Origin of the sequence: Natronocella acetinitrilica (genome assembly GCF_024170285.1) — a bacterium.
Taxonomy (GTDB): domain Bacteria; phylum Pseudomonadota; class Gammaproteobacteria; order Nitrococcales; family Aquisalimonadaceae; genus Natronocella; species Natronocella acetinitrilica.
The window spans coordinates 361,003-385,604 of record NZ_JALJXV010000001.1; the positions used below are offsets into that span (position 1 = coordinate 361,003).

Sequence of the window (24,602 nt, forward strand, 5' to 3'; positions counted from 1 at the left end):
CGATCGCGGGCAGCGTACCGTTCCGACGCCGCCCACCGCAGCATTCGGTTATCGATACAGGCCGGTCTACGGGCTGATGAGCAGGGAGCCGGAGCATCCCTCGGCCGACCGCCTTCCCATGCCGGAGCACAGTGGCGTCGTGGTCGCCGTTGACTCAATCACCGTTGCGGGGGCAGCGTCGGAATCAGTGGCCAGCAAGGCTGGCGACTACACCGGACTTCCCGTTTAACTCTGGGCGCAGACACACCCAGGAGCACCGTGTATCAGGGCTGGAAGTTAGCAGGCCGCTCATGAAGGCGTCAAACAACAGTGGCGAGGGCGCGGCGCAAACGCTGCTCCGAGGCGGCATCCGGCGGCAAACCGATACGCAGGGCAGACGGCTGGTCGAACAGCCGCACCAGGATGCCCTGGCGGGCAAGACCGTCGCGAATCAGTTCAGCCCGGGGATGGAGGCAGTAACTGAAAAGCGCGGTACCGCCGGTTGGCGACAGAGCGGTGCCCCGCAGCAGCGCTGCGAGCCGGTCACTTGCCCGCTGCAGGCGATCCCGGTTGGCGCGCTGCCAGTCGTGATCCGCGATCGCCCGGCACATCACCCACCGGGCAGGACCGGACAACGCCCATGGGCCCAGCGCAGCATCAAGCCGTTCACACAGTTGCTGCGGGCCCAGTACCAGGCCCCCCCGGGCACCGGCAAGACCAAAGAACTTGCCCAAGGAGCGCATGACGACAAGGCCCGGAGCGCCCACCGCCGAAACGATACTCTGCCCGGGCACGGCATCGACGAATGCCTCGTCCACCACCAGCCAGCCCTGGCGGCGGGCCAGCCGGGCGTGCCAGTCAAGCAGGACGCCGGGAGGCATTACCGTCCCATCAGGATTGTTGGGCTGAATCCAGACCACCACGTCGGCGTGGTCCACGGCGGCGTCCAACGCGTCGCTTGCAACCGCCCTGACCCGATGGCCCGCCTGTCGCCAGCGGTATCCATGCTCGGCATAGCCGGGGGCGGGGACGATGACATTGGCCGGGGCTCGCAAGCGGGGCAGCTGCTGAATGGCTGCCTGGGAGCCGGCCACCGGGAGCACCCCGGCTGCGTCGGGCAACGACAACCAGGACCGGACGGCCTCCTCCAGGCCGTCATCGTCCTCCGGAAGACGCTGCCAGACGGCGGCAGGCACATGGGGGACGGGCCAGGGCCAGGGATTGATCCCGGTGGACAAGTCCAGCCACTGATGGGCGGGGATACCCCACCGTGCCGCAGCCGCATTCAGCCGGCCACCGTGATCAGGCTCCACGCCAGGCCTCCTGCAAGTATCAGCATCATCCACAGCAATACCCCACGTTGTACCAGCCGGATCGCCGCACCGATGGTCTCGGCGCTGGCTGCGCCGCCGTGCCCCAGGGCGGGCCGATGGCGAGGTGCGCCATGGTACGGTGCCGGCCCACCGAGGCGCACGGCCAGTGCACCGGCGCCGGCCGCCATCACCGGACCTGCGTTGGGGCTATCCCAGCCCTCGGCCTGTTCCCGCCAGCAGCGCAGCGCATTCGGCGCGTTGCCGCACAGCATGTAGGTCAGGGCCGTAAGCCGGGCTGGCAAGTAGTTCAGAACGTCATCCAGGCGCGCCGCCACCCGGCCAAAACGGTTGAGCTCCGGCGTGCGATAACCCCACATGGCATCCAGTGTGTTGGCGAGGCGGTGCACGATCACACCCGGTAGTCCCGCCAGCAGATACCAGAACAGACTGGCGAATACGGCATCCGCGCCGTTCTCGAGCACCGACTCCGTTGTCGCCGCTGCCACCGCTTCGGCATCCAGGCCAGCGGTATCACGACTGACGATCATCGACAGGGCCTGACGGGCCTCGTTGAGCTGCCCTGCTTCCAGGGGCCGCATCACTGCCTTGGCATGCTCCTGCAGACTGCGCAGGGCGATCGCCAGGTAGAGACCGAGCACCTCCAGCAACAGCCATACGCCAGCAGGCAACAGCCACCAGCACCACAGCAGGACGACCAGTGGCGCAGCCAGGAGCAGCAGCACCGCGACACCACCAGCCAGAACGGAGTCTCCCTGGCCGCGTCTGGTCAGGACTGCACGCAGCCAGTCCGCCAGGCCGCCGAACAGAACCAGTGGATGCCCACGGCGGGGCTCGCCGGCAATGCGATCGGTGAGCAGTGCGAATGCGATAACAAGAAACGCGATCATGACCGTCCGGCGTCGGGTTCAGACAGGCCGTTGCGAGGCCCGGGAAGGTGGCAATCATGCCACAGCCACCACGGGATCCCCCAACACGCGGGCACGCAAGCCCGCGGCAGTCGCAGCTTGACAGCACACTGGCCAGCCACGGACCATCGCACCTCCCCGGCACCGCGGACGGACCTGCATGAACGACCACCTGATCAGCATTCCCCGGATGGCCACTCTCGACCGTGAGATGGGGCTGCGCGCCGAGCAACGCCAGCGCAGCCTGACCAAACCCCCCGGCTCCCTCGGCCGGCTGGAACGGCTGGCAGTGACCCTGGCCATGCAGCAGCGCCGTGAGCGACCGCGGGTCGACCGGGTGCAGTGCGTGTTGTTCGCCGCCGACCACGGCGTCTGCGCCGAGGGTGTCTCTGCCTTTCCCCAGGCGGTGACCGGGCAGATGGTGGCCAACTTCGCCGGCGGCGGCGCCGCCATCAGCGTGCTGTCGCGACATCTGGATGCGGCGCTGTCGGTGATCAACGTCGGCACGATTGAACCCCTGCCGGCTTTGCCGGGCGTCCAGGACGCGCGCGTCGGACCCGGCACCGGCAACATCGCCCGGGAGCCCGCCATGACCCGCGAGCAGCTCGCCCGGTCGCTGGCCGCTGGTGACGCGGCTGCCGAAAGCGCCGCGGACAACGCTGCAGAACTGGTGATTGGCGGCGAAATGGGTATCGGCAATACCACGGCCGCCGCCGCCCTGGCCTGCGCTCTCACCGGTGCACTGCCGACGGATCTGGTTGGCCGCGGCACCGGTGTCGACGATGCAGGCATGGCGCGAAAGCGCGCCGCCGTGCGCCTGGCCCTGGAGCGCCACGGCGAGGGCCGCGAACCGCTGGATGCATTGGCGTCCCTGGGCGGTTTCGAGATAGCCGCCCTGGCTGGGCTGATGCTGGGCTGCGGACAGCGCGGCATCGCCATACTGGTAGACGGCTTCATTGCCAGTACCGCCGCACTGGCCGCAGTGCGTGCTGCCCCGGATCTGCGGCCCTGGCTCCACTTTGCCCATCGCTCCGCCGAAGCCGGTCACCGCCACGTTCTCGGGTCGCTGGAGGCGGAACCGCTGCTCAACCTGGAGATGCGGCTAGGAGAAGGCAGCGGCGCTGCGGTGGCGGTGCCGCTGTTGCGCATGGCCTGCGCCCTGCACGATGAAATGGCAAGCTTCAGTGATGCGGGAGTGGACCATGGCAGCCCATGAAACCACCTGGCTTGATCTCTTGCGCCACGGCGAACCTGCCGGCGGCCTGCGCTTTCGCGGCCATCGCGATGACCCGCTCACCGAACTCGGCTGGCAGCAACTCCGCGATGCGGTAGGCAGCGGGCGTTGGGACTGCATCGTCACCTCGGACCTGCGCCGCTGTCATGCCTTCGCGACAGTGCTGGCCGAAGAACACGGCACACCGCTTCATGTGGACAGCCGTTTTCGCGAACTGGATTTCGGTGACTGGGAAGGGGTTGCGCCGGACGACATCCCCGATCAGGCCGCGTTGCGGGCCTTCTGGGAGCGGCCGGAGGACAATCCACCCCCGGGGGGCGAGAGCATGACCCATCTCCTGCAGCGGGTTGGACAGGGGCTGGAGGACTGGCTGGAGCGCGCCGGCGGACAACGTATTCTGGTGGTCTGCCACGCCGGCGTCATTCGCGCCGCCCTGGCGGCCAGTCTGAGCATCGCCCTGGCTGACGTGATGCGCAGCTTCCAGGTCCCTTACGCCTGCCGCAGCCGCCTGCGTATCGACCGCGGCCCAGGCAGCGATTTCCGCTGCCTCACTGCCCATGGCGCCTTCGATTGATGCTCCGCGGCCTTGGCATTGCCCTGACCCTGCTGACCCGCCTGCCCGTCCGGCTATCCCGTGCGCCAACGCCAGCAGAGCAGGGGCTCTCGGTGATGGCCTACCCCCTGGTGGGTCTGCTGATCGGCTTACTGCTCTGCGCCCTGGCCCTGCCCCTGCAATGGCTGGATGCGCCGCCGCTACTCGCCGCCGTCATGATCGTAGTGCTGTGGGTCGCGGTGACCGGTGCACTGCATCTGGACGGCCTGGCGGACAGCGCCGACGCCTGGCTCGGCGCCCACGGCGATCCGGACCGGGCGCTGGCCATCATGAAGGATCCGGCCTGTGGACCAGCCGGCATCATTGCCCTGGTGCTGGTCTTGCTGCTCAAGGTAGCCGCGCTCAGCGCGCTGCTGGCGTCGACCCGATCCCTCTGGTGGTTGCTGGCGGCACCGGTGTTGGGGCGCAGCGCCTGTGCCGCGCTGTTCCTGCTTGCCGATTACGCCCGGTCTACCGGCCTGGCCGCTGACGCCGTCAAGCATCTGCGCCCCGGCCCCACCTGGTTCGCACTCATTGCGCTGGCCGTGGCGGTGTCACTGCCCGGCGGTCGTGGCGGGTTCCTGGGGCTAGCAATCGCGGTGCTCACCTTCTACCTCGCCTATCGCTGGATGCAGGCCATGATCCGGGGCTTCACCGGCGACACCGCCGGTGCCACCGTCGAAGTCGTGGAGGCTACCACTCTGCTCGCCATCGCCTTGTTTGTGGGCATGGGCTAGTCGATAGTCTGCGGACAACCGGAATGGTGTGAGGGAGTACAGGCCTTGATCTACTATCTGGATCTTGCTGGCGTTGCAGTCTTTGCGGCCAGCGGGGTGCTCGCCGCCCAGGACCGTGATCTGGACCTGTTCGGCGCTATTCTCATTGCGACTCTGACCGCCATCGGCGGTGGCACGCTGCGCGACCTGCTGCTCGGGCACCACCCGATCTTCTGGATCGTGGACAACTGGTACCTGGTCACGATCATTGCCGCGGCGCTGGCGACCATCGTCTATCTGCAGTTCCGACCGGCGCCGGCTGGTCTACTCGCGGTGGCGGACGCCTTTGGCCTGGCCATTTTCGCCATGTCCGGCGCCCGGCTCGCCCTGGAGGCCGGGCACGGGCCGTTGATTGTGGTGATGATGGGCACCATGACGGGTGTGGTGGGAGGCATGCTTCGCGACGTAGTCACCGCGCGCGTACCACTCATCCTGCAAAAGGAAATCTACGCCACCGCCGCCATTGCCGGCGTCCTGACCTATCTTGGGTTGCAGGCGATCGCCGTACCCGAGGCGCTGGCCTTCGCCGTCGGCGCGGTGGTGGTCATTTCGCTGCGACTTGTGGCGATTCGCTGGGGGCTCAACCTCCCCTCCACCCCTCGCCTGCCTCGACAGGATTAGGCAGACACTGGCGCACGCCGCTGAACTCGGCAAAACTGATGCTTGGGAAACGCTGCCTGGTCGGCGCAACCCCATTCGAGCGCGGACGAGCAGGGAGTCGCCATCGTGCCCATCGACATCGATTTCGATTTCATCAGCGCGCGGGAAGGAGGCCGTCAGCTGGATGGCTACGTTCCTGCCGCGAACGTGAGCCGCAGTGGTGTGACCATTGCGACCGGCTTCGACCTGGGGCAGTGCAACGCGCTGGACTTGCGTCGCCTGGGATTGCCCGGAGCGCTCATCGAGCAGCTTTCACCCTACCTCGGCCTGCAGGGGCTCGAAGCTCGACGTTATCTGGAAGAGCACCCGTTGCGCATCGAGCGCAGCGAGGCCATGACGATCGATGAAGCGGTGAAGGCCGCGCACGTACGCGAGGTCGCCCACGCCTACAACACCTCCGAGCTGAACGTGGCACAGGTGCCCTTCAGCGAACTGCCGCCCCAGGCGCAGACCGTCATTGCATCGGTTTCCTTTCAGTACGGTGTGAACCTGCGGGCAAGAACACCCCGACTCTGGCGCGCGGTCACGGCGCAGGACTGGGCCCGCGCCATCGCCGAACTGCGGGATTTCGGTGACGCTTACCCAACCCGTCGCGGCCTGGAAGCAGACCTGCTGGAGCAGGCCCTGCAATGAATACTCGCGCATGGCTGCTTCTCTCTGGCACCTGGCTGCTTGTGGCGTGCACGGGTACTGATCTCACCACGCAACCGATCATCTTCAATGCGGAGGTCGCCGCAGCGTACCAGCAACCCGATGCAGTGCTCAGTGAGCGACGCTCGCCTCTGCGCCTCGCCGATGGCACCACGGTGACTGATTGCACGGCCTATCTGGCGGCACTGGATCACGCACCGGTGGAGGAAACCACAGCCAACGTGACAGTCCGCGTCGAGTACCGCATCTGCGACACGCTGGCTGTACTGCGTGACAGCGCGGCCCCTCCCGGTGTCGCACTGCCACTGCCGGCTTACGCCGAGGGCCTGCGCGACCGACTGGACCTGCGAAGCTTTCCGTCATCCTTGCGCCAGCTGGCCGATGACTACCCGACGGCAGCAGATTTACCCGACCCCATGGCGACCTCGATAAGCAACGCGGTATTGCTTATTGAATCGGCGGATTGGCATTACCGCCTGGAGGTTGTGGCGGTGGTGGGCACGGACGCAGACGCGGGGGAGGACTGGCTGGTCTGGCTGACCGATGAAGCGCTGAGCGGCAGCTATCGGGACTATCGTCTGTTGATCATTTCAGGTGCTAATGAACCTGGCTATCTGACTGCAACCGTCAGATAGCCACGCCATGCATTGTTCATCCTGTCTCTAACGCTCTGGCCGGGAGCGGGCGCTGCTGCCTTCGCGGCCCCTGGCCTCGCCTTCGCCAGCCGCCATGTGGCCAGGCTGCTCGGCTTCGTCAGGGCTTAGCTGGTCGACTTCCATCCAGGGTGGCGGACCCTGTGGACGCCACTCCATGATGCGATCGACGCTCGGCGGCGCCATGGCGCTGAACTGCAGGCTGTTGGCGTCCTGGAGGTGCAAAGCAGTGCTGGTCACACCAAATCCAAAGGCGAGAACGGTCGCGCCCATCAGAAGGTGTAACTGCAAGGACATCCTGCGATCGCCGGATGGAAAACTACCTGCTCTCAAGCTTCGCGCCATTTCCAACACTCCAAGCTGACAGTCCGGACAGGAATAGAACCCTGTCAGTCTACCGGTAATGTGGGCCACCGCCAACGGTGGCCACGTTGCTACTGGCATTGGGACCGCATCTGACACCGATTGTTCGATTCCACCTATGAATGGCACCGGAAAAATTTAAAACTTCTCTTGTTTTCAGTGGCTTGATGCCTCTTGAAAGAGCAATTCCGAAACCCTATCTGACGCTTCGAAGGGGCAGCAATTCCGCCAGGAATCGAGGCTGTACCCGCAAGATGGCTGAATGGAAGGAGGTGAACCATGTTCGGTCAACTGACTCGCTTTGATGGACCGCTTTTCAATGACCTGGGCCGCGTGTTGCGGCTCATGGACGAGGCCTTCGGTGATGTAGGCCACAACGATCTGCGCTCAACGCCTTGGGGGGCATTCCCCGGTATCAACGTAGGCGAAACCGAGGACGCCGTTCGCGTTTATGCGTTCGTGCCCGGCCTGAGCAATGCTGACATCGAACTCAGCGTCGAGGATGGCACGCTGTTCATCCACGGACGCCGTGACCTGTCGGATCACACCGAAACCGCAAGCGGTTGGTATCGCCGCGAACGCTTCCGTGGTGAATTCACACGTGCCGTCCGGCTGCCCGAGACGGTTGATCCCGACCAGGTTGAAGCACAGTTGGCTAACGGTGTCCTGTCTATTCAATTGCGCAAGCGCGAGGAGATGCGTCCGCGCAAGATCGAGATTCAGGCAGCGTGAGTTGGACACGGGAGGTGAATGAGCCATGAACGAAATCACCAGAAACCACAGCAGTGCCGTGAAGCAGAGAGAGGGAACGGATGTGCAGTCCGAATGGGCGATGCGCGAGCTGATTCCGGCAGTGGACATCCACGAGGAGGATGACGCAATCCACGTCACCGCCGACATGCCCGGCGTCACCCGGGAGTCACTCAGGATCGAGCTCAATGACCAAACGCTGGAGATCGAGGGTGACATCAAGCTGCAGATGCCAGAAGGTGTCAGCGCCACCTTTGCGGAAGTGCGGGCCAGCCGCTACCGGCGCCGCTTCACCATCGGGCAGGCGGTGGATCGCGAGGGTATCAAGGCGCAGATTGCCGACGGCGTCCTGCACCTGAACCTGCCCAAGGCAAAAGCACACCGTCGACGCCGGATCGATATCCAGGCTGCCTGACGTATTGCTGCGCCTCGTCATAAGCGCCCTTCGCCGGCCCGGCCGCGGAGGGCGTTTTCATGTCTGAGACTGTCTCCCTGGCGCCGGACTGGCCCAGCAGCGAGGGCGCACACCCGTCGGACGGTCATGACAGCTCTCTCGCCCACACCCTGGCCGTCTAGTAGACTGCTGCGGAACCTCACCCATCGCGAGCGGCACTCTCTATGCTCCGCTTCCTGTTCCCGCTTTGTGCGTTGTTACTCTGGCTGCCAATGGCGGGCCTTCAGGCCGAACAGCAGGAGCCCAGTCTCCAGGAACGCACGGAAGCCTGGCGAGCGACGTTAACCGCGGCCCAGGCCGCATTGTCCAATGACTTCGAGGAGCGCAGCCTCGCCGAGGTAATGGCCGACCTGCGAAGGTTGCAGGTCGAGACACAGACGGTGCGTCGGGATTCCCGCGCCCGTCTCCGGGAGGTGGAACGGACTCTGGAGCGTCTTGGCCCCGCCCCGGCGGAAGGAGAGCCACCGGAGGGTGAGACGTTGCGGGGCCTGCGCCAGGAACTGCGGCAGGCCGCTACCGAGTTCTCCGACAGGGCCAGTATTGCCGAGGCGGCCGAAGCGAGAGCTGCCGATCTCCAGGAGAGCATCGCTGCCTGGGAGCAGGAGCGCTTCCGAAGCCGGCTCGCCGAGCTTCTGCCACGCCCCTGGATGCCAGAAGTCTGGCACCGGGCATCCCTTGAGGGGCTGGAGTTCGTCAACGCGCTGATCAGCGCCCCCGTCGACTGGTGGGAGGAGCACCGTCGTGCCGGGGATGCCGCGCAGGCTCTGGCGGTACTGATCGTGCTTCCCCTAATCGGTCTGATCGCCGGATGGCCCCTGCGCAAATGGATTCTGCGGCGCTTTGGCCGAGGCCAGGAGACGGCCCCCACCTACGCCAGGCGCATTGTCGCGGCGGTGGCGGACGGCGCGGCCAATGCGGTGGTGCCAGTGGTGATCATCGCCCTGGTAGTGCTCGCCCTCACGCTGCAGGGTCTGTTGACGGGGCAGATGGCCCTACTTGTCTATGTCGCGTCCGCGGCGCTGGCCGCCTACCTGGTGTTTTTCGGCCTCACCCAGGCCGCGCTGGCCCCCTACCAGGTGGCCTGGCGGATCGTACCCGTGGATCCGGCGCGCGTGCGCCTGCTGCTGGGTGCGATTCGGATCACCGCGCTTGTGGCCGTCGCGGGCACCGCTCTGCTGACACTCATGCTCTACACGGGTCGCCACACCCCGCACCTGGAGTCGGTTTTCTTCCTGCTTCTGACAACCGGCATCGGTATTACTGCCGGCTGGACGCTCTCTCCCGCCTACTGGATCACCTCTGTTGAAGAATCGCAGGATGGCGGTAGCGTTGAGGAAGCAAGCGAGCGGCTGGCGGACGCCGCCACCGAAGCCGAGCAGGACGACACCCGCCCGCTACTGGACGTGGCCCGCAGCCTGCTGCGCACCGTGGTGGTGATCGCGCCCTTCGGGGCGTTGCTGGGCTATGGCCGGCTGGCCTACTTCGCCCAGTCACGCCTGCTGGGGACCGCGGTGCTGATCGGTCTTGGCCTGTTGCTGCGGCTCGCGGTGCGCGAGCTCATCCAGCAGTTTTACCTCAACCAGCCCATACGCCGCTACGGTGCGGCGGGGGTTCGCGCACCCAGCCAGTCGGAACGCAGTGTGCAAGGCATGATCTTCTGGACCGGGCTGGTGGCCGATCTGCTGATATTCGTCCCGCTGGTCTACCTGCTGCTGCTGCTTTACGGCGTTCCGCCGACCACGCTGCTCCTTTGGACCCAGAGCCTTTTCTCCGGCATCACCATCGGCGGCTTCACGCTGGCACCAGGCAACTTCCTGATCGCGGTACTGGTTTTCATGGCGGGATTGATTGCCACCAACATCGTTCGCCGCTGGCTGACCCGCACCGTACTTCCGAATACGCGCCTGGAATTCGGCGCCCGCAGTTCAATTGCAGCCGGTACCAGTTATCTGGGGGTGGGTATCGCGGTACTGCTCGCCATGGGGGCGCTGGGGCTCGACTTCACCAACCTGGCGCTGGTAGTCGGTGCCCTCTCCCTGGGTATCGGTTTCGGTCTGCGCAACGTGGTGGAGAACTTTGTCGCCGGGGTACTGCTGCTGATCGAACGGCCGATCAAGGTGGGTGACTGGATCATCATCGGTCAGCACGAGGGCACCGTGCGCCATATCTCGGTGCGCTCCACGGAAATCGAGACATTCGACCGGGCCGCGGTGATTGTGCCCAACGCCGAGTTGATCTCCACATCCGTGATCAACTGGACCCACAAGAACCGCATGGCGCGTGAGCGCATCCCTGTCGGCGTGGCCTACGGCAGCGATACCGAGCAGGTCGCGCAGATTCTCCTGCAGTGCGCTCGTACTCACTCCAAGGTACTCCGGGCACCGCCTCCCGTGGCGCTATTCGTCGGCTTCGGTGACTCCAGTCTGAATTTCGAGCTGCGCTGCTTCATTGGCGACACGGACGACTTCATGACCGTCCGAAGCGAGCTGCACTTCGCCCTCGAGAAGGCGTTGCGCGAAGCCGGGGTCAGCATTCCCTTCCCGCAGCGCGATGTACACCTGCATCGCCCGGCCCGCAGGGATTCCACCCGTCCTGACGAAGGTGACTCCGGGACCACCCAACCTTCCACCTGAGGACGCGGCAACTTGCAGGGGCAAGGAGAGTGGCGGAGAACAGCAACGTTATATTGGGCCAGGAATCTGGTCCCACTCGGAGTTGAAGACCAATGGACATATTCATGCGCGCCGCCATTGAGGAAGCGGAACTCGGCCGGGAGGAGGGCGGCATCCCGATCGGATCCGTACTGGTTCACGAAGGAAGGATCATCGGACGGGGCCATAATCGGCGCGTGCAGACCGGCAGCGCCGTGCTGCACGGGGAAATGGACGCGCTGGAGAATGCCGGCCGGCTGCCGGGGCGCACCTACCGGGAAAGCATCCTCTACACCACGCTTTCTCCCTGCGCCATGTGCTCCGGCGCAATCCTGCTCTACGGCATCCCCCGGGTCGTGGTCGGCGAGAACCGCACTTTCATGGGCGAGGAAGCCTTGCTGAGGGAGCGTGGCGTGCTGGTGGAAGTTCTGGACGACCAGCGCTGCATCGAGCTGATGCGGGGCTTTATTGCCGAAAAGCCAGACCTGTGGAACGAGGATATCGGTCGCTGATCATGGGCTGAGAATCGTCGGCTCGCCCTTGAGCCAGACTGGCATGCCCGCCACCGACAGGACAACCGTCTCACAGCGTGCCGCCAGGTCCTGATTCAACCAGCCGAGCCGATCCGCAAAACGCCGGGTAAGGGCATCCATACCGATGATGCCCAGCCCCACTTCGTTGCTCACGATCACCACGGGCCCCGGATAAACCTCCAGGGCAGCGAGAAATTCCGATACACCCTGGTCCACATCGCCAGCGTGGAGGAGATTGCTGAGCCACAGGCTCATGCAGTCGATGAGCAGGCAAGGCGCGGCGGACGCGTGCCGCTGCAGTACCGCAGCAAGGTCCAGAGGCTCTTCCTCAAGCCTCCAGTCCGCCGGGCGGCGCTCACGATGGTGTCGAATGCGCTGCACCATCTCGTCGTCCCCGGCCTCCGCCGTTGCGACGTACACCACTGCCCGCCCCGCCGCTGCGGACAAGCTCTCCGCCATGGCGCTCTTGCCCGAACGGATGCCGCCTAGAACCAGTGCATGCCCCAAAGTCCTGTCGCTCCCAACCATGAATTGCGTATCAGTCTAACGCCTGCCGCCCAATCTGCGTTTTCGTGCACGGCGTCACAGGAACCGCTGGAGAATCTGCTAGCTTGTACAATCCTTGTATATTTTATGTATAGGACGAAAGCGCTCATGGTTCGACTTGCCATTCTGCACAAGACCCTACCCAGCTATATCGCCAGCTCCGAACAGGAGGAACTGCGGCACCTCGAACTGGCCTTCAGCAGCAGCGATCCAGCCAGCTTCCTCCAGGAAGTGGGCAAGCAGAACCTCCAGGTCCTGGTTCTGGACCTGGCCCTGCTGGGCCCGGACCCCGTCGAGTACGTGGAGCACCTGGAGAAGCTGGCGAAACCCGAGATGACGCTGATCGTCTACGCCTTCGCCAAGTGGGAGACCGTGGAGGCCTTGCGGGCAGAGAAGCGCCACATCATGCGGGCGCCACTCAGCGTCCGGGCGCTGCGCTCGAACCTGATCAGCCTCATCGTCAAGCAACTGACGCCGGGGCGTATGGGTTCATCGTCACAGACACCAGCCCGCGCAATTGGCAGCAGCGTCGCGGCACTGGTAGACCAGCAGGCACCGGCACGCCGCTACGATGACGTGCAGCTCGCCTCGCTGCAGGAAATCGAGTCGGTGGTGGACTGCGAATGTCCCAACCAGGTGGCGGATCTGGTTCTCAGCCTGGGCGCTTTCGAGGATTACTCGGCCAACTGCAAGAACCGCAATGAAGCGGATGCCGCCGTTCACGCCATGCTCTACAGGGCAACCGGCCAGGCACGGGCCATCATGGAAGAAGCGCTGGGCCGGCTCTGCCAGCACGAGAACATCGACGTCAACGACATCCCCGCGCGGGTGAACAGCGTCCGTCAGGTCTGATCCGTTCCACCACCGCTGCAGCGGTGGTTCAGGCGCCGATTCGGGCTTGGCCCGCCGTATCCCTTCAGACACACTCGAGCAATGAACTCGCGAAAGGATCGCAGCCGGCACAAGCGGCGATGGCACTGGCGCAGCCTCCTGCGCTGGCTGCTCATTGCCGTTCTTGCCTTTTTGCTGGCAAACATACTGATGGTTGCGGGCCTGCGCTGGGTGAATCCGCCCACCACGGCTTTCGTCGTGCAACACAATTGGGCCGCATTCTGGTCGGACGACCTGGACCGCGCCAGACGCCAATGGGTGGGCTGGGACGACATTTCCCCGCAGATGGCGCTGGCCGTCATCGCCGCCGAGGATCAGCGCTTCCCCCGTCACCGGGGTTTCGACATGGACTCCATCGCCGACGCGGTGGCGGATTATCGCCGTACCGGCCGCGTTCGCGGCGCCAGCACCATCAGCCAGCAGACCGCAAAGAACCTGTTCCTGTGGCCCGGGCGCAGCCTGTTTCGCAAGGGGATTGAGGCGGGCTACACCGTCCTGATCGAGGGCCTCTGGCCGAAGCAACGCATCCTCGAGGTCTACCTCAATGTGGCCCAGTTCGGCCCGGACATCTATGGGGTGGAGGCAGCGAGCCAGGCCTACTTCGGCAAACCGGCATCACAGCTCACCGCTGCCGAAGCGGCGCTGATGGCCGCCGTGCTGCCCAACCCGGTGCGGTTCCGCGTTGATCGCCCGTCGGAGTACGTGCGCGGCCGACAACAATGGATTCAGCGACAGATGCGGCAACTCGGCGACACGCGGTACCTGGAACAACTAGCGCGCTGAGCCTATTCCTCGGCCTCCGGCTCCAACTCCGGCTGCTCCTCGGTGGCCGCCCGCCAGGCCCGCTCAAGGCGGTCCATGGCCCCGGCAAGCCCCGTGCGGGCGCGTTCCAGCTGCTCTTCGGAGGCGCCGCGCAGGCGCTCCAGCTCAATCTGGGTTTCCGACCAGGCGCGGTCCAGCCGCTCACGGGTCTCCCGCGACAACTGATCCGCCTGACGGCCCGCCTCCGCCATGCGTTCCTCCCAGCTGCGCACGCGCTCGGCCTCAGCGCCGTCCTGCTCGGACATGGACTCTTGCTCCGACGGGATGACCTCGTCTTCCGCGAATGCGGGACTCAGCAGAAAGGCAGACAGCAGGACTGTCATCAGTAAGCGGCTCGCCATGACGATTCTCCATTGTGATCAAGCACCCTTCTCGCTCTGCTAATGGGGCTGACCCGGGCCCACATCAAGTGCCGCCGATCAGCGACAGCGAGAAACCATGAAAACGATCCCCAGCTCACAGCGCCCAAAGGTCCAAGAAGTCGTTTACCGCCATCTTCTCCAGCGTCTTCTGCCTGTCGCAGGCTGCCCGGATGGCGTTCGCCTGGCGCGGGGCAAAGCGGGTGGCCAGTGCACGCTCGAACTTGTCCTGCAGGAGCGGGATGCCTTCCTTGCGCCGACGACGGTGGCCGACCGGGTAGTCCACCGCGACCCGGTCGGTGCTGGACCCATCCTTGAAGAACACCTGCACGGCGTTGCCGATGGAGCGCTTCTTCGGGTCCAGATAGTCCTTGGAGAAAGTCTTGTTCTCGGTGACTTCCATGCGCTTGCGCAGGGCGTCGATGCGGGGATCGGTGGCGACATGGCCCTCGTAGTCGTCGGCGGTAAGGCGGCCAAAAATGAGCGGGACGGCCACCATGTACTGGATGCAGTGATCCCGGTCAGCGGGGTTGTCCAGGGGTCCGGTCTTATCGATGATGCGCACCCCGGCCTCCTGGGTCTCGATGACCACCCGGTCAATTTCATCGAGACGATCGCGCACCTGTTCATGCAGTGCCACGGCCGCCTCGACGGCGGTCTGGGCGTGGAATTCCGCCGGGTAGGAGATCTTGAACAGGATGTTCTCCATGACGTAGCTGCCGTAGCCCTGGGAGAAGCGAAGCTTCTTGCCATTGAAGAGCACGTCATTAAAGCCCCAGCCCTTTGCGGACAGCGCAGACGGATAGCCCATTTCGCCGGTCATGGTCATCAGCGCCAGGCGCACGCCCCGGGCGGTGGCATCCCCCGCCGCCCAGCTCTTGCGTGAGCCGGTGTTGGGCGCATGGCGGTAGGTGCGCAGGGCGGAGCCGTCGATCCAAGCGTGGGACAGCACGTTGATGACGTCGTCGCGGTTGCCGTCCAATAAGTGGCAGACCACGGCGCTGGTAGCGATGCGGCAGAGCATGACGTGGTCCAGGCCGACCCGGTTGAAGCTGTTCTCAATCGCGATCACGCCCTGGATCTCATGGGCCTTGATGGCGGCGGCAAGCACCTGGCGCATGGTGAGAGGCGATCTGCCCTCACGTATATTGCGTCGACTGAGGTAGTCCGCCACGGCGAGGATGCCGCCGAGGTTGTCCGAGGGATGGCCCCACTCGGCGGCGAGCCAGGTGTCATTGAAGTCCAGCCAACGGATCATGGCGCCGATGTTGAAGGCGCCCTGGATCGGGTCCAGCCGGTAGGGCGTGCCGGGGACGCGCACCCCATCGGGCATGTCCGCACCCGGCACCACCGGCCCCAGCAGCTTGGTGCAGGCGGGGTACTGCAGGGCCAGCATGGCGCAGGCCAGGCTGTCCATGAGCATGTAGCGCGCGGTCTCGTAGGCCTCCTTGCTGTTGATCTGGTAGCCAGTCACGTAGTCGGCGATGGCCACCAGTTCCTTGTCGGGCTTGGGCCGCTTGCTGGATTTGACACCTTCGGTGGGCGAGGTCATAGGCATGCTCCTCCCATGAGTGCGCTTGGAGTGAAGCGGGTTCGGCGTTGACGGAAGTATGGTTGCCGCCAGGGCAATGGCCAAGCGGGGCAGGAGCAGGATCAGGGAACGACAGGCGGAGGCGCCCTGGGCGTGGGCGGACGTAACCATCGCCGTTACGGTGCGTTACGACGGCCTACGGCCTAACACACCCTACGTATGGCAGCGGCTCCCGTAGGGTGTGTTAGCGCGCAGCGCGTAACGCACCGCAACGGCGCCAATGAGGGCCCGCTCGCGTTCTAGAAGGAATCGCCGGGCACCCGCACCCAGCCCTCCATGAGCACCCGGGCGCTGCGGCCCATGACGGCCTTGGTCACTGTCCAGTCATTGCCATGGCGTGCGGCCTCGGCCCCCACCCGCAGTGTTCCCGAGGGATGGCCGAAGGTCACACTGGTGCGCTCACCGCCGCCAGCCGCCAGGTTGACCAGAGTGCCCGGCACCGCCGCCGCAGCGGCAATGGCCACCGAGGCGGTGCCCATCATGGCGTGGTGGAGCTTGCCCATGGACATGGCGCGCACCAACAGATCCACGTCGGCGGCGACGATGCGCTTGCCGCTGGAAGCCGTGTAGTCCGCCGGCGCGGCCACGAAGGCCACCTTGGGCGTGTGCTGGCGCTTGGCGGCCTGGTCCGGGTGGTCGATGAGGCCCATGCGCACCGCGCCATGGGCACGGATGGTCTCGAACATGGCAAGCGCCCGGGTGTCGCTGTTGATGGCATCCTGCAGTTCGGTGCCGGTGTAGCCAATGGTCTCGGCGTTGACGAAGATGGTCGGGATACCGGCGTTGATCATGGTAGCCTGCAAGGTGCCTACCCCGGGCACCTCGAGGTTGTCCACCGGATTGCCGGTGGGAAACATGGCGCCCTCGCCGTCGGCGGGGTCCATGAACTCCACCGCTACCTCCGCCGCCGGAAAGGTCACGCCATCCAGCTCGAAGTCGCCGGTTTCCTGCACCACACCATCGCTGATGGGTACCCGGTTGATGATGGTCTTGCCGATATTGGCCTGCCAGATACGGACGGTGGCGATGCCGTTGTCCGGGATACGTGCCGGGTCCACCAGGCCGTTGCTGATGGCGTACGGGCCCACCGCCGCCGACAGGTTGCCACAGTTACCGCTCCAGTCGACGAAGGGCTGATCGATGGAGACCTGGCCGAACAGGTAATCCACGTCGTGGTCCGGGCTCTCACTCTTCGACAGGATCACCGTCTTGCTGGTACTGGAGGTCGCACCGCCCATGCCGTCGGTGTGCTTGCCATAGGGGTCGGGGCTGCCGATCACCCGCAGTAGCAGGGCGTCCCGGGCCGGCCCAGGCTGTCGGGCCGCCTCGGGCAGGTCGTCCAGGCGGAAAAACACCCCCTTGCTGGTACCGCCGCGCATGTAGGTGGCGGGTATACGGATCTGCGGTGCATGGGCCATGGCACTATCCTCAGGCGACGGCTTCCGCTTCCAGGAAATCCTGGGCGAAACGCTGCAATACACCGCCCGCGTTGTAGATGGACACCTCTTCAGCGGTATCCAGACGACAGATCACGGTGATGTCATCACGGTCACCATCCCGACGGTGGATCACCAGCGTGAGCTCGGCGCGGGGCGAGGGCTCGCCGACCACATCGAAGGTCTCGGTTCCGTCGATACCCAGCGTCTTGCGGGTGGTGCCGGGCTGGAACTCCAGCGGCAACACGCCCATGCCGATCAGGTTGGTACGGTGAATCCGCTCGAAACCCTCGGCAACGATGGCCTCCACGCCGGCCAGGCGCACGCCCTTGGCGGCCCAGTCCCGGGAGGAGCCCTGGCCGTAGTCGGCACCGGCGATGACGATGAGCGGCTGGCGGCGCTCCATGTAGGTTTCGATGGCGTCCCACATGCGGGTCACAGTGCCCTCCGGCTCCAGGCGTGCGAGAGAGCCCTGCCGCACCGCACCGTTGTCGTCCCGGACCATTTCGTTCAACAGCTTGGGATTGGCAAAAGTTGCGCGCTGGGCGGTGAGATGGTCGCCCCGATGGGTAGCGTAGGAATTGAAGTCGTCCTCCGGCAGGCCCATCTTCGCCAGATACTCGCCGGCGGCGCTATCCGCCATGATGGCGTTGCTGGGTGAGAGGTGGTCGGTGGTGATGTTATCCCCGAGCACCGCCAGCGGCCGCATGCCTGTGAGGGTGCGCTCGGCAGCCAGTGCACCTTCCCAGTAGGGCGGGCGGCGGATATAGGTACTTTGCGCACGCCAGTCGTACAGCGGACTCACCTGCTCCGCTGACGCTTTCTCGATGCGGAACATGGGCGTGTAGACCTTGCGGAAATGCTCCGGCTTCACATGCTCCCGGACGATGGTGTCGATCTCTTCGTCGCTGGGCCAGAGGTCCTTCAGTGTGACCGGATTGCCGTGGGTATCGGTACCCAACGCGTCTTTCTCGATGTCGAAACGCACGGTGCCCGCGATGGCGTAGGCCACGACCAGCGGTGGCGATGCGAGGAAGGCCTGCTTGGCGTAGGGGTGAATGCGGCCGTCGAAGTTGCGATTGCCGGAGAGCACCGCCACCGAGTAGAGATCCCGATCGATGATTTCCTGCTGGATCTTCGGGTCCAGCGCCCCACTCATGCCGTTGCAGGTGGTACAGGCGAAGGCGACGATGCCGAAACCGAGCTGCTCCAATTCCGGCAGCAGGCCGGCGTCCTCCAGGTAGAGCTGCACGGCCTTGGAGCCCGGTGCCAGCGAGGACTTCACCCAGGGTTTGCGGGTCAGACCCAGGGCATTGGCCTTCCTGGCGAGCAGCGCGGCTGCGATGACATTGCGCGGGTTGCTGGTGTTGGTGCAGCTGGTGATGGCGGCGATGATGACGGCGCCATCGGGCATCAGGCCATCGTCGCTCTGCTCCCAGGGGCCGGCGATGCCGGCCTCGGTCAGTCCTGTGGTGGACACACGCTTGTGGGGGTTGGATGGCCCCGCCATGTTGCGCACCACCGTAGAGAGATCAAAGCGCAGCACCCGTTCATAGTCTGCAGTCTTGAGATCATCGGCCCACAGACCCACGGTCCTGGCGTAGGTTTCCACCAGTTTCACCTGCTCCGGCTCGCGGCCGGTGAGGGTGAGGTAATCCAGTGTCTGCTGGTCGATGTAAAACATCGCCGCCGTGGCGCCGAATTCCGGCGTCATGTTCGAGATGGTGGCGCGGTCACCCACGGACAGCGCCTCCGCGCCTTCACCGTAGAACTCCAGGTAGGCGGACACGACCCGCTCCTTGCGCAGGAATTCGGTGAGGGCCAGCACGATGTCGGTGCAGGTAATGCCTGGCTGTGGCCGACCGGTGAGTTCCACACCGACGATATCCGGCAGGCGCATGTAGGAGGCGCGGCCGAGCATGACGCTTTCCGCCTCCAGGCCGCCAACGCCGATAGCCAGCACCCCCAGCGCGTCCACGTGGGGCGTGTGGCTGTCCGTCCCAACCAGCGTGTCGGGGAAGGCCACACCATCGCGGGACTCCACCACGGTGGACATCCGCTCCAGGTTGATCTGGTGCATGATGCCGTTGCCGGGCGGAATCACATCAACATTGTGAAAGGCCTGCTTGGTCCAGTTGATGAAGTGAAAGCGGTCGGCGTTGCGGCGATCCTCGATGGCCCGGTTCTTCTCGAAAGCATCCTTCTCGAAACCGGCATGCTCCACCGCCAGCGAGTGGTCGACAATGAGCTGCGTCGGCACCACCGGGTTGACCTTGGCCGGGTCGCCGCCGCGTTCGGCGATGGCGTCACGCAGGCCGGCCAGGTCCACCAATGCCGTCTGGCCGAGAATGTCGTGGCAGACCACCCGGGCCGGGAACCAGGGAAAGTCCAGGTCCTGCCGGCGATCGATGATCTGGGTCAGGCAGTCCCGCAAGGCCGATGGCTCGCAGCGCCGCACCAGGTTTTCCGCGAGCACCCGGGACGTGAATGGTAGACCGTCGTAGGCACCGGGGCGGATGTCCTCCACCGCCGCACGTACGTCGAAGTAGTCCAGCCTGGTGCCGGGTAGCGGCTTGCGGTACTGCTTGTTCATGACCACCTCACTCAGGACGCTTGCATTCGCCGGTCAGCCCCGTTCCGCGATGGGCGGCACGGGCCGCAGTTCCGGCCCGGTGTAGTCGGCACTGGGACGGATGATGCGGTTGTTCTCGCGCTGCTCCATCACGTGGGCGGCCCAGCCGGTCAGCCGTGACATGACGAAGATCGGGGTAAACAGCTTCGTGGGAATGCCCATGAAGTGATAAGCCGAGGCATGGTAGAAGTCGGCGTTGGGGAACAGCTTCTTCTCCCGCCACATGACCTCGTCGACGCGCTCGGACACGGGAAACAGCGTGGTGTCGCCCACTTCGTCGGCGAGCTTGCGCGACCACTCCTTGATCACCGCATTGCGCGGATCCGAGGTTCTGTAGATGGCATGGCCGAAGCCCATGATCTTGTCCTTGCGCTCAAGCATGCCAAGGATGGCTTGCTCGGCCTCGTCCGGATCGCTCCACCGCTCCAGCATCTCCATGGCCGCTTCATTGGCGCCGCCGTGCAGCGGCCCGCGCAGGGAGCCAATGGCACCGGTGATGCAGGAATGCATATCGGACAGCGTCGAGGCGCACACCCGCGCGGTGAAGGTGGATGCGTTGAACTCGTGCTCGGCATAGAGAATCAGCGAGGTGTTCATCACGTCGGCATGCAATTGACTGGCGGGCTTGCCGTGCAGCAGGTGCAGGAAGTGCCCCCCTACGGAGACGTCGTCAGTCACGGGATCGATACGCACACCATCGTGGCTGTAGCGGTACCAGTAGGTAATGATGGACGGAAACACCGCCAGCATCCGGTCCACCACATCGAGCTGCTGGGAGAAGTCCGCCTCGGTCTCAAGGTTGCCGAGCATGGAGCAGCCGGTTCGCATCACGTCCATGGGATGGGCGTCGGCGGGAATCTGCTCCAGCACAGCCTTCAACGCCGCGGGCAGGTCCCGCAGGCCCTGCAGGCGTTTGATGTAGCCATCAAGCTGGGTTCGGGTGGGCAGCTCACCGTAGAGCAACAGGTGAGCCACTTCCTCGAAGCTGGTACTGGCCGCCAGATCGCGGACGTCGTATCCGCGATAGGTCAGGCCCGCCCCCTCTTTACCAACGGTGCACAGCGCCGTTGCCCCTGCACTGGTTCCACGCAAGCCGGTGGACGCTGATTTTTTCACTTCGGACATCGAAAACTTCTCCTCGCAAGGCGCCGCCGAGTTGGCGGCGACCGTCATGATTCTTTCCGGAACAGGCTGTCCAGCTTCTCTTCGTAAGCGTGGTAGCCCAGCACCTCATAGAGCTCGTCGCGGGTCTGCATGTGGTCGGTCACGCCCTTCTGCGTGCCTTTGCTACGTAGCTCGCCGTACACCAGCTCCGCCGCCCGGCTCATGGCGCGGAACGCCGAAAGCGGGTACAGCGCCATCCGCGCACCGGCCTCCCGCAACTCCTCGGTGGTAAATAGCGGTGTCTTGCCGAATTCGGTGATATTCGCCAGCACTGGCACCGGGACGGCAGCGGTAAACGTGCGGAAGTCGTCCAGCGAATGCAGCGCCTCGGCAAAGATGGCATCGGCACCGGCCTCGACGTAGGCGTTGGCCCGGTCGATAGCCGCCTGCATGCCTTCAGACGCGTGGGCGTCGGTACGGGCCATGAATACAAAGTCGGGATCGGTGCGGGCATCCACCGCCGCCTTGACCCGATCGGACATCTCAGCGGCGGACACCAGTGCCTTGTTGGGGCGGTGACCACAGCGTTTGGACTGGACCTGATCCTCAAGGTGGATCGCGGCGACGCCTGCTCGCTCCATATCACGCACGGTGCGGGATATGTTGAAGGCACTGCCCCAGCCGGTATCCACGTCCACCAGCAGGGGTACGTCGGTGGCGGCGGTGATGCGGCCAGCATCCTCGACCACATCCGAGAGCTGGGTGATTCCCAGATCCGGCAGGCCAAAGGAAGCGTTGGCAACACCCGCGCCCGACAGATAAAGGGCGCGGAAGCCCGCCCGTTCCGCCAGCAGCGCACTGTAGGCATTGATCGCGCCGGCGATCTGCAAAGGGCGTTCTTCTTCCAGAGCCAACCGGAAGCGGGCACCCGCACTCATTGTCTTGGTCATGGTCATGGCTCCAGTGATCAGTCACCGAGGCGCACAAGTGTGCGGCCACGTGTCTTGCGGGAGAGCATTTGCTCGGCGGTTTCCCGGACACCCTCGAGACCTGTCTCGGCCTGGACGATATCCGCGTAATCTTCACTGCGAAGCAGCTCACCCAGGCGCCGCCACACGGCCAGCCGGAGATCGCGGCTGCAATGCACGGAATTGATGCCGAGCAGGCTGACGCCGCGAAGAATGAAGGGCATCACCGTGGTGTTGAGCTCAATGCCGGCTGCAAGGCCAATGGCGCCGATGTTGCCCCAGGGGTGGACGGTACGGGTCAGCCACGCCAGGGACTCACCGCCGAGGTTATCCACGGCGCCGCCCCAGAGGGACTTCTCCAGCGGCCGGGAGCCCATCTCCAGGGTGGCAGTGTCGACGACTTCGGTAGCACCCAGATTGCGCAGGTAATCGGCTGCATCCTGCTTGCCGGTCAGGGCCGTCACCGGATAGCCGGCACGACTGAACAGACGCACTGCGAAACTTCCCACGCCACCGGTCGCACCGTTGACCAGAATCGGCCCGAGATCCGGGTGCTGTCCGTTCTGCTCCATGCGCACCAACGCCATGCCGGCCGTGAAGCCAGCAGTGCCGATGGCCATGGCGTCGCGCAGACTCATGCCCTCGGGAAGATGCACCACGGCATCCCCCGGGACTCGGGCATAACCGGCGAAGCCGCCATCACGCTCCTCGCCAAGCCCGCAACCGGTTACCAGAACTTCCTGGCCCGGTTTGAAGCGCGGATCCTCCGAAGTCTCCACAACGCCGGAGACATCAATCCCGGCATTCATCGGAAAACTGCGCATGATCTTGCCTTTGCCAGTGACGGCGAGGGCGTCCTTGAAGTTGATGCCAGACCACTGGGCGCGGATCACCACCGCACCCTCTGCCAGTTGCTCGACATCCATGGATTCCAGTCGGGCTTCGACCTGCTTGCCGTCCTGATGAACGCGTAGTGCCTTGAAGGAACTCATAATCTCTCCCCCGAATGGTGTGGCCGGGCGACAGTGTAGCGCAGCGCAAAGTCGCTTCCCAAATGTTATTTAAAACAGTGTGTTAAAACAGGAAATAGATTGCTCTATGGATAATATCGGTTAACGGCTCGTTAGAGTCTTGATTAACAATGTCAATAATTCATGCCGGGATGGCGGCCTGCGGCTTTTCAAGTCTAGGCGGGAATTGCGCTATGCGCAGGGGCAGGAAATGGAAATACCGCCTCGGCATCGCACCGAGACGGTTGTTCACGGGGGGTCGTGTTCAGTTGGCCTTGTGGATAGCCCGCTTGGACACGGACAGCGCGGCCTCGTGCACCGCCTCTGACAAGGTGGGATGGGCGTGGATGATTCTCGCCAGATCCTCGCTGCTGCCATGGAACTCCATGGCAACCACGGCCTCGGCGATCAGTTCCGAAGCCTGTGGCCCGACGATATGCACGCCGAGTATGCGGTCGGTTTCCGCGTGGGCGATGATCTTGACCATGCCGGCGGTCTCTTCCATGGCCCGGGCCCGGCCGGTTGCGCCGAAATTGAACGTGCCGCTCCTGAAGGGCACGCCAGCGGACTTCAACTGCTGCTCTGTCTTGCCCGCCCAGGCAATCTCAGGGTGGGTGTAGATGACCCAGGGGATCGTGTCGTAATTGACGTGTCCCGGCTTGCCGGCGATCAACTCCGCCACCATGACGCCTTCTTCGGAACCCTTGTGGGCAAGCATGGGGCCACGCACCACATCGCCCACCGCAAAGACACCGGGAAGGTTCGTCCGGCAGTTTTCATCCACGTTGATGTAGCCACGCTCGTCCAGCAGCAGCTCGCTGTCCTCGGTGAACAGGTCTGCGGTATTCGGGCGGCGGCCCACGGAGACGATGAGCTTGTCGAGCTGCATGCTCTGCTTGCCGTCCTTGTCCTCGTAATGCACGGTCACGTTCTTGCCCACCTTGGCGTTGGTAACACGGGCACCAAAGCGGATATCCAGCCCCTGCTTTTCGAACTCCTTCAGCGCCGCCTTGGCCACCCGGCCATCGACGGCTGGCAGGAAATCGTCCTGGGCTTCCAGCAAAACCACCTTGGAACCCAGTCGCGACCAGACACTGCCCATTTCCAGGCCGATGACACCGGCGCCGATGATGCCAAGGCGCTTGGGAACTTCGGTGAACTCGAGGGCGCCATCGGAATTGACGATACGATCACCGTCCAGTGGCGCAGCATCAATGTCGATGGGCTTGGAGCCGGTGGCAATGATCACGTTCTCGGCGCTGTAGGTTTGCGGCTTTTTCTTTCCGGCGGTGGGGGTCACTTCTACCTGCTTGCCCTCCAGCAGCTTTCCATGCCCCTGCAGCCAGTCGATCTTGTTGGCCTTGAAGAGCTGGGCGATGCCCCCGGTGAGGTCCTTCACCACCTTGTCCTTGCGGGCGATCATGGTCGCCACATCCAGCTCCACGCTGCCGGTCTTGATACCGTGGGCGGCAAGCTGATGGCTGACCTTGTGGTACTGCTCGGAGGAATCGAGCAATGCCTTTGAGGGAATACAGCCCACGTTGAGGCAGGTGCCGCCAAGGGACGGTTCGCCGTCCTTGTAGACGAATTCATCCACCACGGCGGTGGTCATGCCGAGCTGGGCGGCGCGGATGGCGGCCACATACCCGGCCGGGCCGCCACCGATGACGATCACATCGTAGGATTTAGCCATGCTGACTCCTTGCGA

The 24,602-nt window shown here is 64.6% G+C and carries 24 protein-coding genes and 1 riboswitch; of the genes, 12 read left to right on the forward strand and 12 right to left on the reverse strand.

What is annotated here, in order from left to right:
- Window positions 1–42: 42 nt before the first annotated feature.
- Window positions 43–277, reverse strand: a riboswitch (cobalamin riboswitch).
- Window positions 278–299: 22 nt separating this feature from the next.
- Together cobD and cbiB are read right to left on the reverse strand one after the other, a co-directional pair.
- Complete coding sequence (gene cobD, locus J2T57_RS01765; RefSeq protein ID WP_253473310.1) at window positions 300–1,292, reverse strand: threonine-phosphate decarboxylase CobD; 993 nt, start codon at window positions 1,290–1,292, stop codon at window positions 300–302.
- Window positions 1,265–2,200 carry an adenosylcobinamide-phosphate synthase CbiB gene (cbiB, locus tag J2T57_RS01770; protein ID WP_253473312.1) on the reverse strand — a complete coding sequence of 312 codons (936 nt, stop codon included), beginning with the start codon at window positions 2,198–2,200 and terminating at the stop codon, window positions 1,265–1,267. Before cbiB ends, cobD begins: the two co-directional genes overlap by 28 nt.
- 178 nt (window positions 2,201–2,378) lie before the next feature.
- On the opposite strand from cbiB, the gene cobT reads away from it, so the two are divergent.
- Genes cobT through J2T57_RS01800 form a run of 6 tightly spaced genes read left to right on the forward strand, consistent with a single transcriptional unit; the run spans window position 2,379 to window position 6,766 of the window.
- On the forward strand, window positions 2,379–3,434 hold the full coding sequence (gene cobT, locus J2T57_RS01775) for a nicotinate-nucleotide--dimethylbenzimidazole phosphoribosyltransferase (protein ID WP_253473314.1): 1,056 nt from the start codon (window positions 2,379–2,381) through the stop codon (window positions 3,432–3,434).
- On the forward strand, window positions 3,421–4,026 hold the full coding sequence (locus J2T57_RS01780; protein ID WP_253473316.1) for a histidine phosphatase family protein: 606 nt from the start codon (window positions 3,421–3,423) through the stop codon (window positions 4,024–4,026). Before cobT ends, J2T57_RS01780 begins: the two co-directional genes overlap by 14 nt.
- On the forward strand, window positions 4,026–4,781 hold the full coding sequence (gene cobS / locus J2T57_RS01785) for an adenosylcobinamide-GDP ribazoletransferase (protein ID WP_253473318.1): 756 nt from the start codon (window positions 4,026–4,028) through the stop codon (window positions 4,779–4,781). The genes J2T57_RS01780 and cobS overlap by 1 nt, the downstream gene beginning before the upstream one ends.
- A 45-nt stretch (window positions 4,782–4,826) precedes the next feature.
- On the forward strand, window positions 4,827–5,441 hold the full coding sequence (locus tag J2T57_RS01790) for a trimeric intracellular cation channel family protein (RefSeq protein WP_253473320.1): 615 nt from the start codon (window positions 4,827–4,829) through the stop codon (window positions 5,439–5,441).
- A 42-nt stretch (window positions 5,442–5,483) separates the two neighbouring features.
- On the forward strand, window positions 5,484–6,113 hold the full coding sequence (locus tag J2T57_RS01795) for a pesticin C-terminus-like muramidase (RefSeq protein ID WP_253473322.1): 630 nt from the start codon (window positions 5,484–5,486) through the stop codon (window positions 6,111–6,113).
- Entirely contained in the window at window positions 6,110–6,766 is a 657-nt protein-coding gene (locus tag J2T57_RS01800) for a hypothetical protein (protein WP_253473325.1), read from the forward strand. Before J2T57_RS01795 ends, J2T57_RS01800 begins: the two co-directional genes overlap by 4 nt.
- 27 nt (window positions 6,767–6,793) lie before the next feature.
- On the opposite strand, the gene J2T57_RS01805 is transcribed toward J2T57_RS01800, so the two are convergent.
- Window positions 6,794–7,057 carry a hypothetical protein gene (locus J2T57_RS01805; protein WP_253473328.1) on the reverse strand — a complete coding sequence of 88 codons (264 nt, stop codon included), beginning with the start codon at window positions 7,055–7,057 and terminating at the stop codon, window positions 6,794–6,796.
- Window positions 7,058–7,426: 369 nt separating this feature from the next.
- Between J2T57_RS01805 and J2T57_RS01810 the strand changes: the two genes are divergently transcribed.
- From J2T57_RS01810 to J2T57_RS01825, 4 genes are all read left to right on the forward strand, one after another.
- Window positions 7,427–7,879: an Hsp20/alpha crystallin family protein gene (locus tag J2T57_RS01810; RefSeq protein WP_253473331.1), complete on the forward strand. Its 453-nt coding sequence runs from the start codon at window positions 7,427–7,429 to the stop codon at window positions 7,877–7,879.
- Window positions 7,880–7,904: 25 nt separating this feature from the next.
- Complete coding sequence (locus J2T57_RS01815) at window positions 7,905–8,312, forward strand: Hsp20/alpha crystallin family protein (RefSeq protein ID WP_253473334.1); 408 nt, start codon at window positions 7,905–7,907, stop codon at window positions 8,310–8,312.
- A gap of 251 nt (window positions 8,313–8,563) precedes the next feature.
- Window positions 8,564–10,984: a mechanosensitive ion channel family protein gene (locus J2T57_RS01820; RefSeq protein ID WP_253473337.1), complete on the forward strand. Its 2,421-nt coding sequence runs from the start codon at window positions 8,564–8,566 to the stop codon at window positions 10,982–10,984.
- 92 nt (window positions 10,985–11,076) lie between these two features.
- Window positions 11,077–11,514, forward strand: coding sequence for a nucleoside deaminase (locus J2T57_RS01825; protein ID WP_253473340.1), 438 nt, complete (start codon window positions 11,077–11,079; stop codon window positions 11,512–11,514).
- Here the strand turns inward: J2T57_RS01825 and cobU are convergent, their stop codons facing one another.
- Complete coding sequence (gene cobU / locus J2T57_RS01830) at window positions 11,515–12,063, reverse strand: bifunctional adenosylcobinamide kinase/adenosylcobinamide-phosphate guanylyltransferase (RefSeq protein ID WP_253473343.1); 549 nt, start codon at window positions 12,061–12,063, stop codon at window positions 11,515–11,517. It lies immediately after the preceding gene.
- A 126-nt stretch (window positions 12,064–12,189) separates the two neighbouring features.
- On the opposite strand from cobU, the gene J2T57_RS01835 reads away from it, so the two are divergent.
- Both J2T57_RS01835 and mtgA read left to right on the forward strand, forming a co-directional pair.
- Window positions 12,190–12,933 (forward strand): hypothetical protein, encoded by a 744-nt coding sequence (locus J2T57_RS01835; protein ID WP_253473346.1) that lies wholly within the window; start codon window positions 12,190–12,192, stop codon window positions 12,931–12,933.
- 81 nt (window positions 12,934–13,014) lie between these two features.
- Complete coding sequence (gene mtgA, locus J2T57_RS01840) at window positions 13,015–13,755, forward strand: monofunctional biosynthetic peptidoglycan transglycosylase (RefSeq protein WP_253473349.1); 741 nt, start codon at window positions 13,015–13,017, stop codon at window positions 13,753–13,755.
- Window positions 13,756–13,757: 2 nt separating this feature from the next.
- Here the strand turns inward: mtgA and J2T57_RS01845 are convergent, their stop codons facing one another.
- From J2T57_RS01845 to lpdA, 8 genes are all read right to left on the reverse strand, one after another.
- Entirely contained in the window at window positions 13,758–14,135 is a 378-nt protein-coding gene (locus J2T57_RS01845; protein WP_253473352.1) for a hypothetical protein, read from the reverse strand.
- A gap of 115 nt (window positions 14,136–14,250) precedes the next feature.
- Entirely contained in the window at window positions 14,251–15,705 is a 1,455-nt protein-coding gene (locus tag J2T57_RS01850) for a bifunctional 2-methylcitrate dehydratase/aconitate hydratase (protein ID WP_253473355.1), read from the reverse strand.
- A gap of 278 nt (window positions 15,706–15,983) precedes the next feature.
- Window positions 15,984–17,162, reverse strand: a complete 1,179-nt coding sequence (prpF, locus tag J2T57_RS01855; RefSeq protein WP_253473358.1) for a 2-methylaconitate cis-trans isomerase PrpF — start codon at window positions 17,160–17,162, stop codon at window positions 15,984–15,986.
- Between the two features lie 10 nt (window positions 17,163–17,172).
- Window positions 17,173–19,773: a Fe/S-dependent 2-methylisocitrate dehydratase AcnD gene (gene acnD / locus J2T57_RS01860; RefSeq protein WP_253473361.1), complete on the reverse strand. Its 2,601-nt coding sequence runs from the start codon at window positions 19,771–19,773 to the stop codon at window positions 17,173–17,175.
- Between the two features lie 33 nt (window positions 19,774–19,806).
- Window positions 19,807–20,937: a bifunctional 2-methylcitrate synthase/citrate synthase gene (gene prpC, locus J2T57_RS01865; RefSeq protein ID WP_253473364.1), complete on the reverse strand. Its 1,131-nt coding sequence runs from the start codon at window positions 20,935–20,937 to the stop codon at window positions 19,807–19,809.
- Between the two features lie 44 nt (window positions 20,938–20,981).
- Window positions 20,982–21,866 carry a methylisocitrate lyase gene (gene prpB / locus J2T57_RS01870; RefSeq protein WP_253473368.1) on the reverse strand — a complete coding sequence of 295 codons (885 nt, stop codon included), beginning with the start codon at window positions 21,864–21,866 and terminating at the stop codon, window positions 20,982–20,984.
- Between the two features lie 17 nt (window positions 21,867–21,883).
- Window positions 21,884–22,876, reverse strand: a complete 993-nt coding sequence (locus J2T57_RS01875; protein WP_253473371.1) for an oxidoreductase — start codon at window positions 22,874–22,876, stop codon at window positions 21,884–21,886.
- Between the two features lie 283 nt (window positions 22,877–23,159).
- A complete protein-coding gene (gene lpdA, locus J2T57_RS01880) occupies window positions 23,160–24,587 on the reverse strand; it encodes a dihydrolipoyl dehydrogenase (protein ID WP_253473374.1) in 1,428 nt (475 codons plus the stop codon).
- Window positions 24,588–24,602 lie beyond the last annotated feature (15 nt).

Coding starts and splice junctions, on each gene's coding strand:
- acnD (WP_253473361.1), bottom strand. CDS start 19,773: ATGAACAAGCAGTACCGCAAGCCGCTACCCGGCACCAGGCTGGACTAC.
- J2T57_RS01825 (WP_253473340.1), top strand. CDS start 11,077: ATGGACATATTCATGCGCGCCGCCATTGAGGAAGCGGAACTCGGCCGG.
- J2T57_RS01835 (WP_253473346.1), top strand. CDS start 12,190: ATGGTTCGACTTGCCATTCTGCACAAGACCCTACCCAGCTATATCGCC.
- J2T57_RS01805 (WP_253473328.1), bottom strand. CDS start 7,057: ATGGGCGCGACCGTTCTCGCCTTTGGATTTGGTGTGACCAGCACTGCT.
- cobU (WP_253473343.1), bottom strand. CDS start 12,063: ATGGTTGGGAGCGACAGGACTTTGGGGCATGCACTGGTTCTAGGCGGC.
- prpB (WP_253473368.1), bottom strand. CDS start 21,866: ATGACCAAGACAATGAGTGCGGGTGCCCGCTTCCGGTTGGCTCTGGAA.
- mtgA (WP_253473349.1), top strand. CDS start 13,015: ATGAACTCGCGAAAGGATCGCAGCCGGCACAAGCGGCGATGGCACTGG.
- J2T57_RS01850 (WP_253473355.1), bottom strand. CDS start 15,705: ATGACCTCGCCCACCGAAGGTGTCAAATCCAGCAAGCGGCCCAAGCCC.
- cobS (WP_253473318.1), top strand. CDS start 4,026: ATGCTCCGCGGCCTTGGCATTGCCCTGACCCTGCTGACCCGCCTGCCC.
- prpC (WP_253473364.1), bottom strand. CDS start 20,937: ATGTCCGAAGTGAAAAAATCAGCGTCCACCGGCTTGCGTGGAACCAGT.
- cbiB (WP_253473312.1), bottom strand. CDS start 2,200: ATGATCGCGTTTCTTGTTATCGCATTCGCACTGCTCACCGATCGCATT.
- J2T57_RS01780 (WP_253473316.1), top strand. CDS start 3,421: ATGGCAGCCCATGAAACCACCTGGCTTGATCTCTTGCGCCACGGCGAA.
- J2T57_RS01810 (WP_253473331.1), top strand. CDS start 7,427: ATGTTCGGTCAACTGACTCGCTTTGATGGACCGCTTTTCAATGACCTG.
- J2T57_RS01800 (WP_253473325.1), top strand. CDS start 6,110: ATGAATACTCGCGCATGGCTGCTTCTCTCTGGCACCTGGCTGCTTGTG.
- cobT (WP_253473314.1), top strand. CDS start 2,379: ATGAACGACCACCTGATCAGCATTCCCCGGATGGCCACTCTCGACCGT.
- lpdA (WP_253473374.1), bottom strand. CDS start 24,587: ATGGCTAAATCCTACGATGTGATCGTCATCGGTGGCGGCCCGGCCGGG.
- J2T57_RS01875 (WP_253473371.1), bottom strand. CDS start 22,876: ATGAGTTCCTTCAAGGCACTACGCGTTCATCAGGACGGCAAGCAGGTC.
- J2T57_RS01815 (WP_253473334.1), top strand. CDS start 7,905: ATGAACGAAATCACCAGAAACCACAGCAGTGCCGTGAAGCAGAGAGAG.
- prpF (WP_253473358.1), bottom strand. CDS start 17,162: ATGGCCCATGCACCGCAGATCCGTATACCCGCCACCTACATGCGCGGC.
- J2T57_RS01845 (WP_253473352.1), bottom strand. CDS start 14,135: ATGGCGAGCCGCTTACTGATGACAGTCCTGCTGTCTGCCTTTCTGCTG.
- J2T57_RS01820 (WP_253473337.1), top strand. CDS start 8,564: ATGGCGGGCCTTCAGGCCGAACAGCAGGAGCCCAGTCTCCAGGAACGC.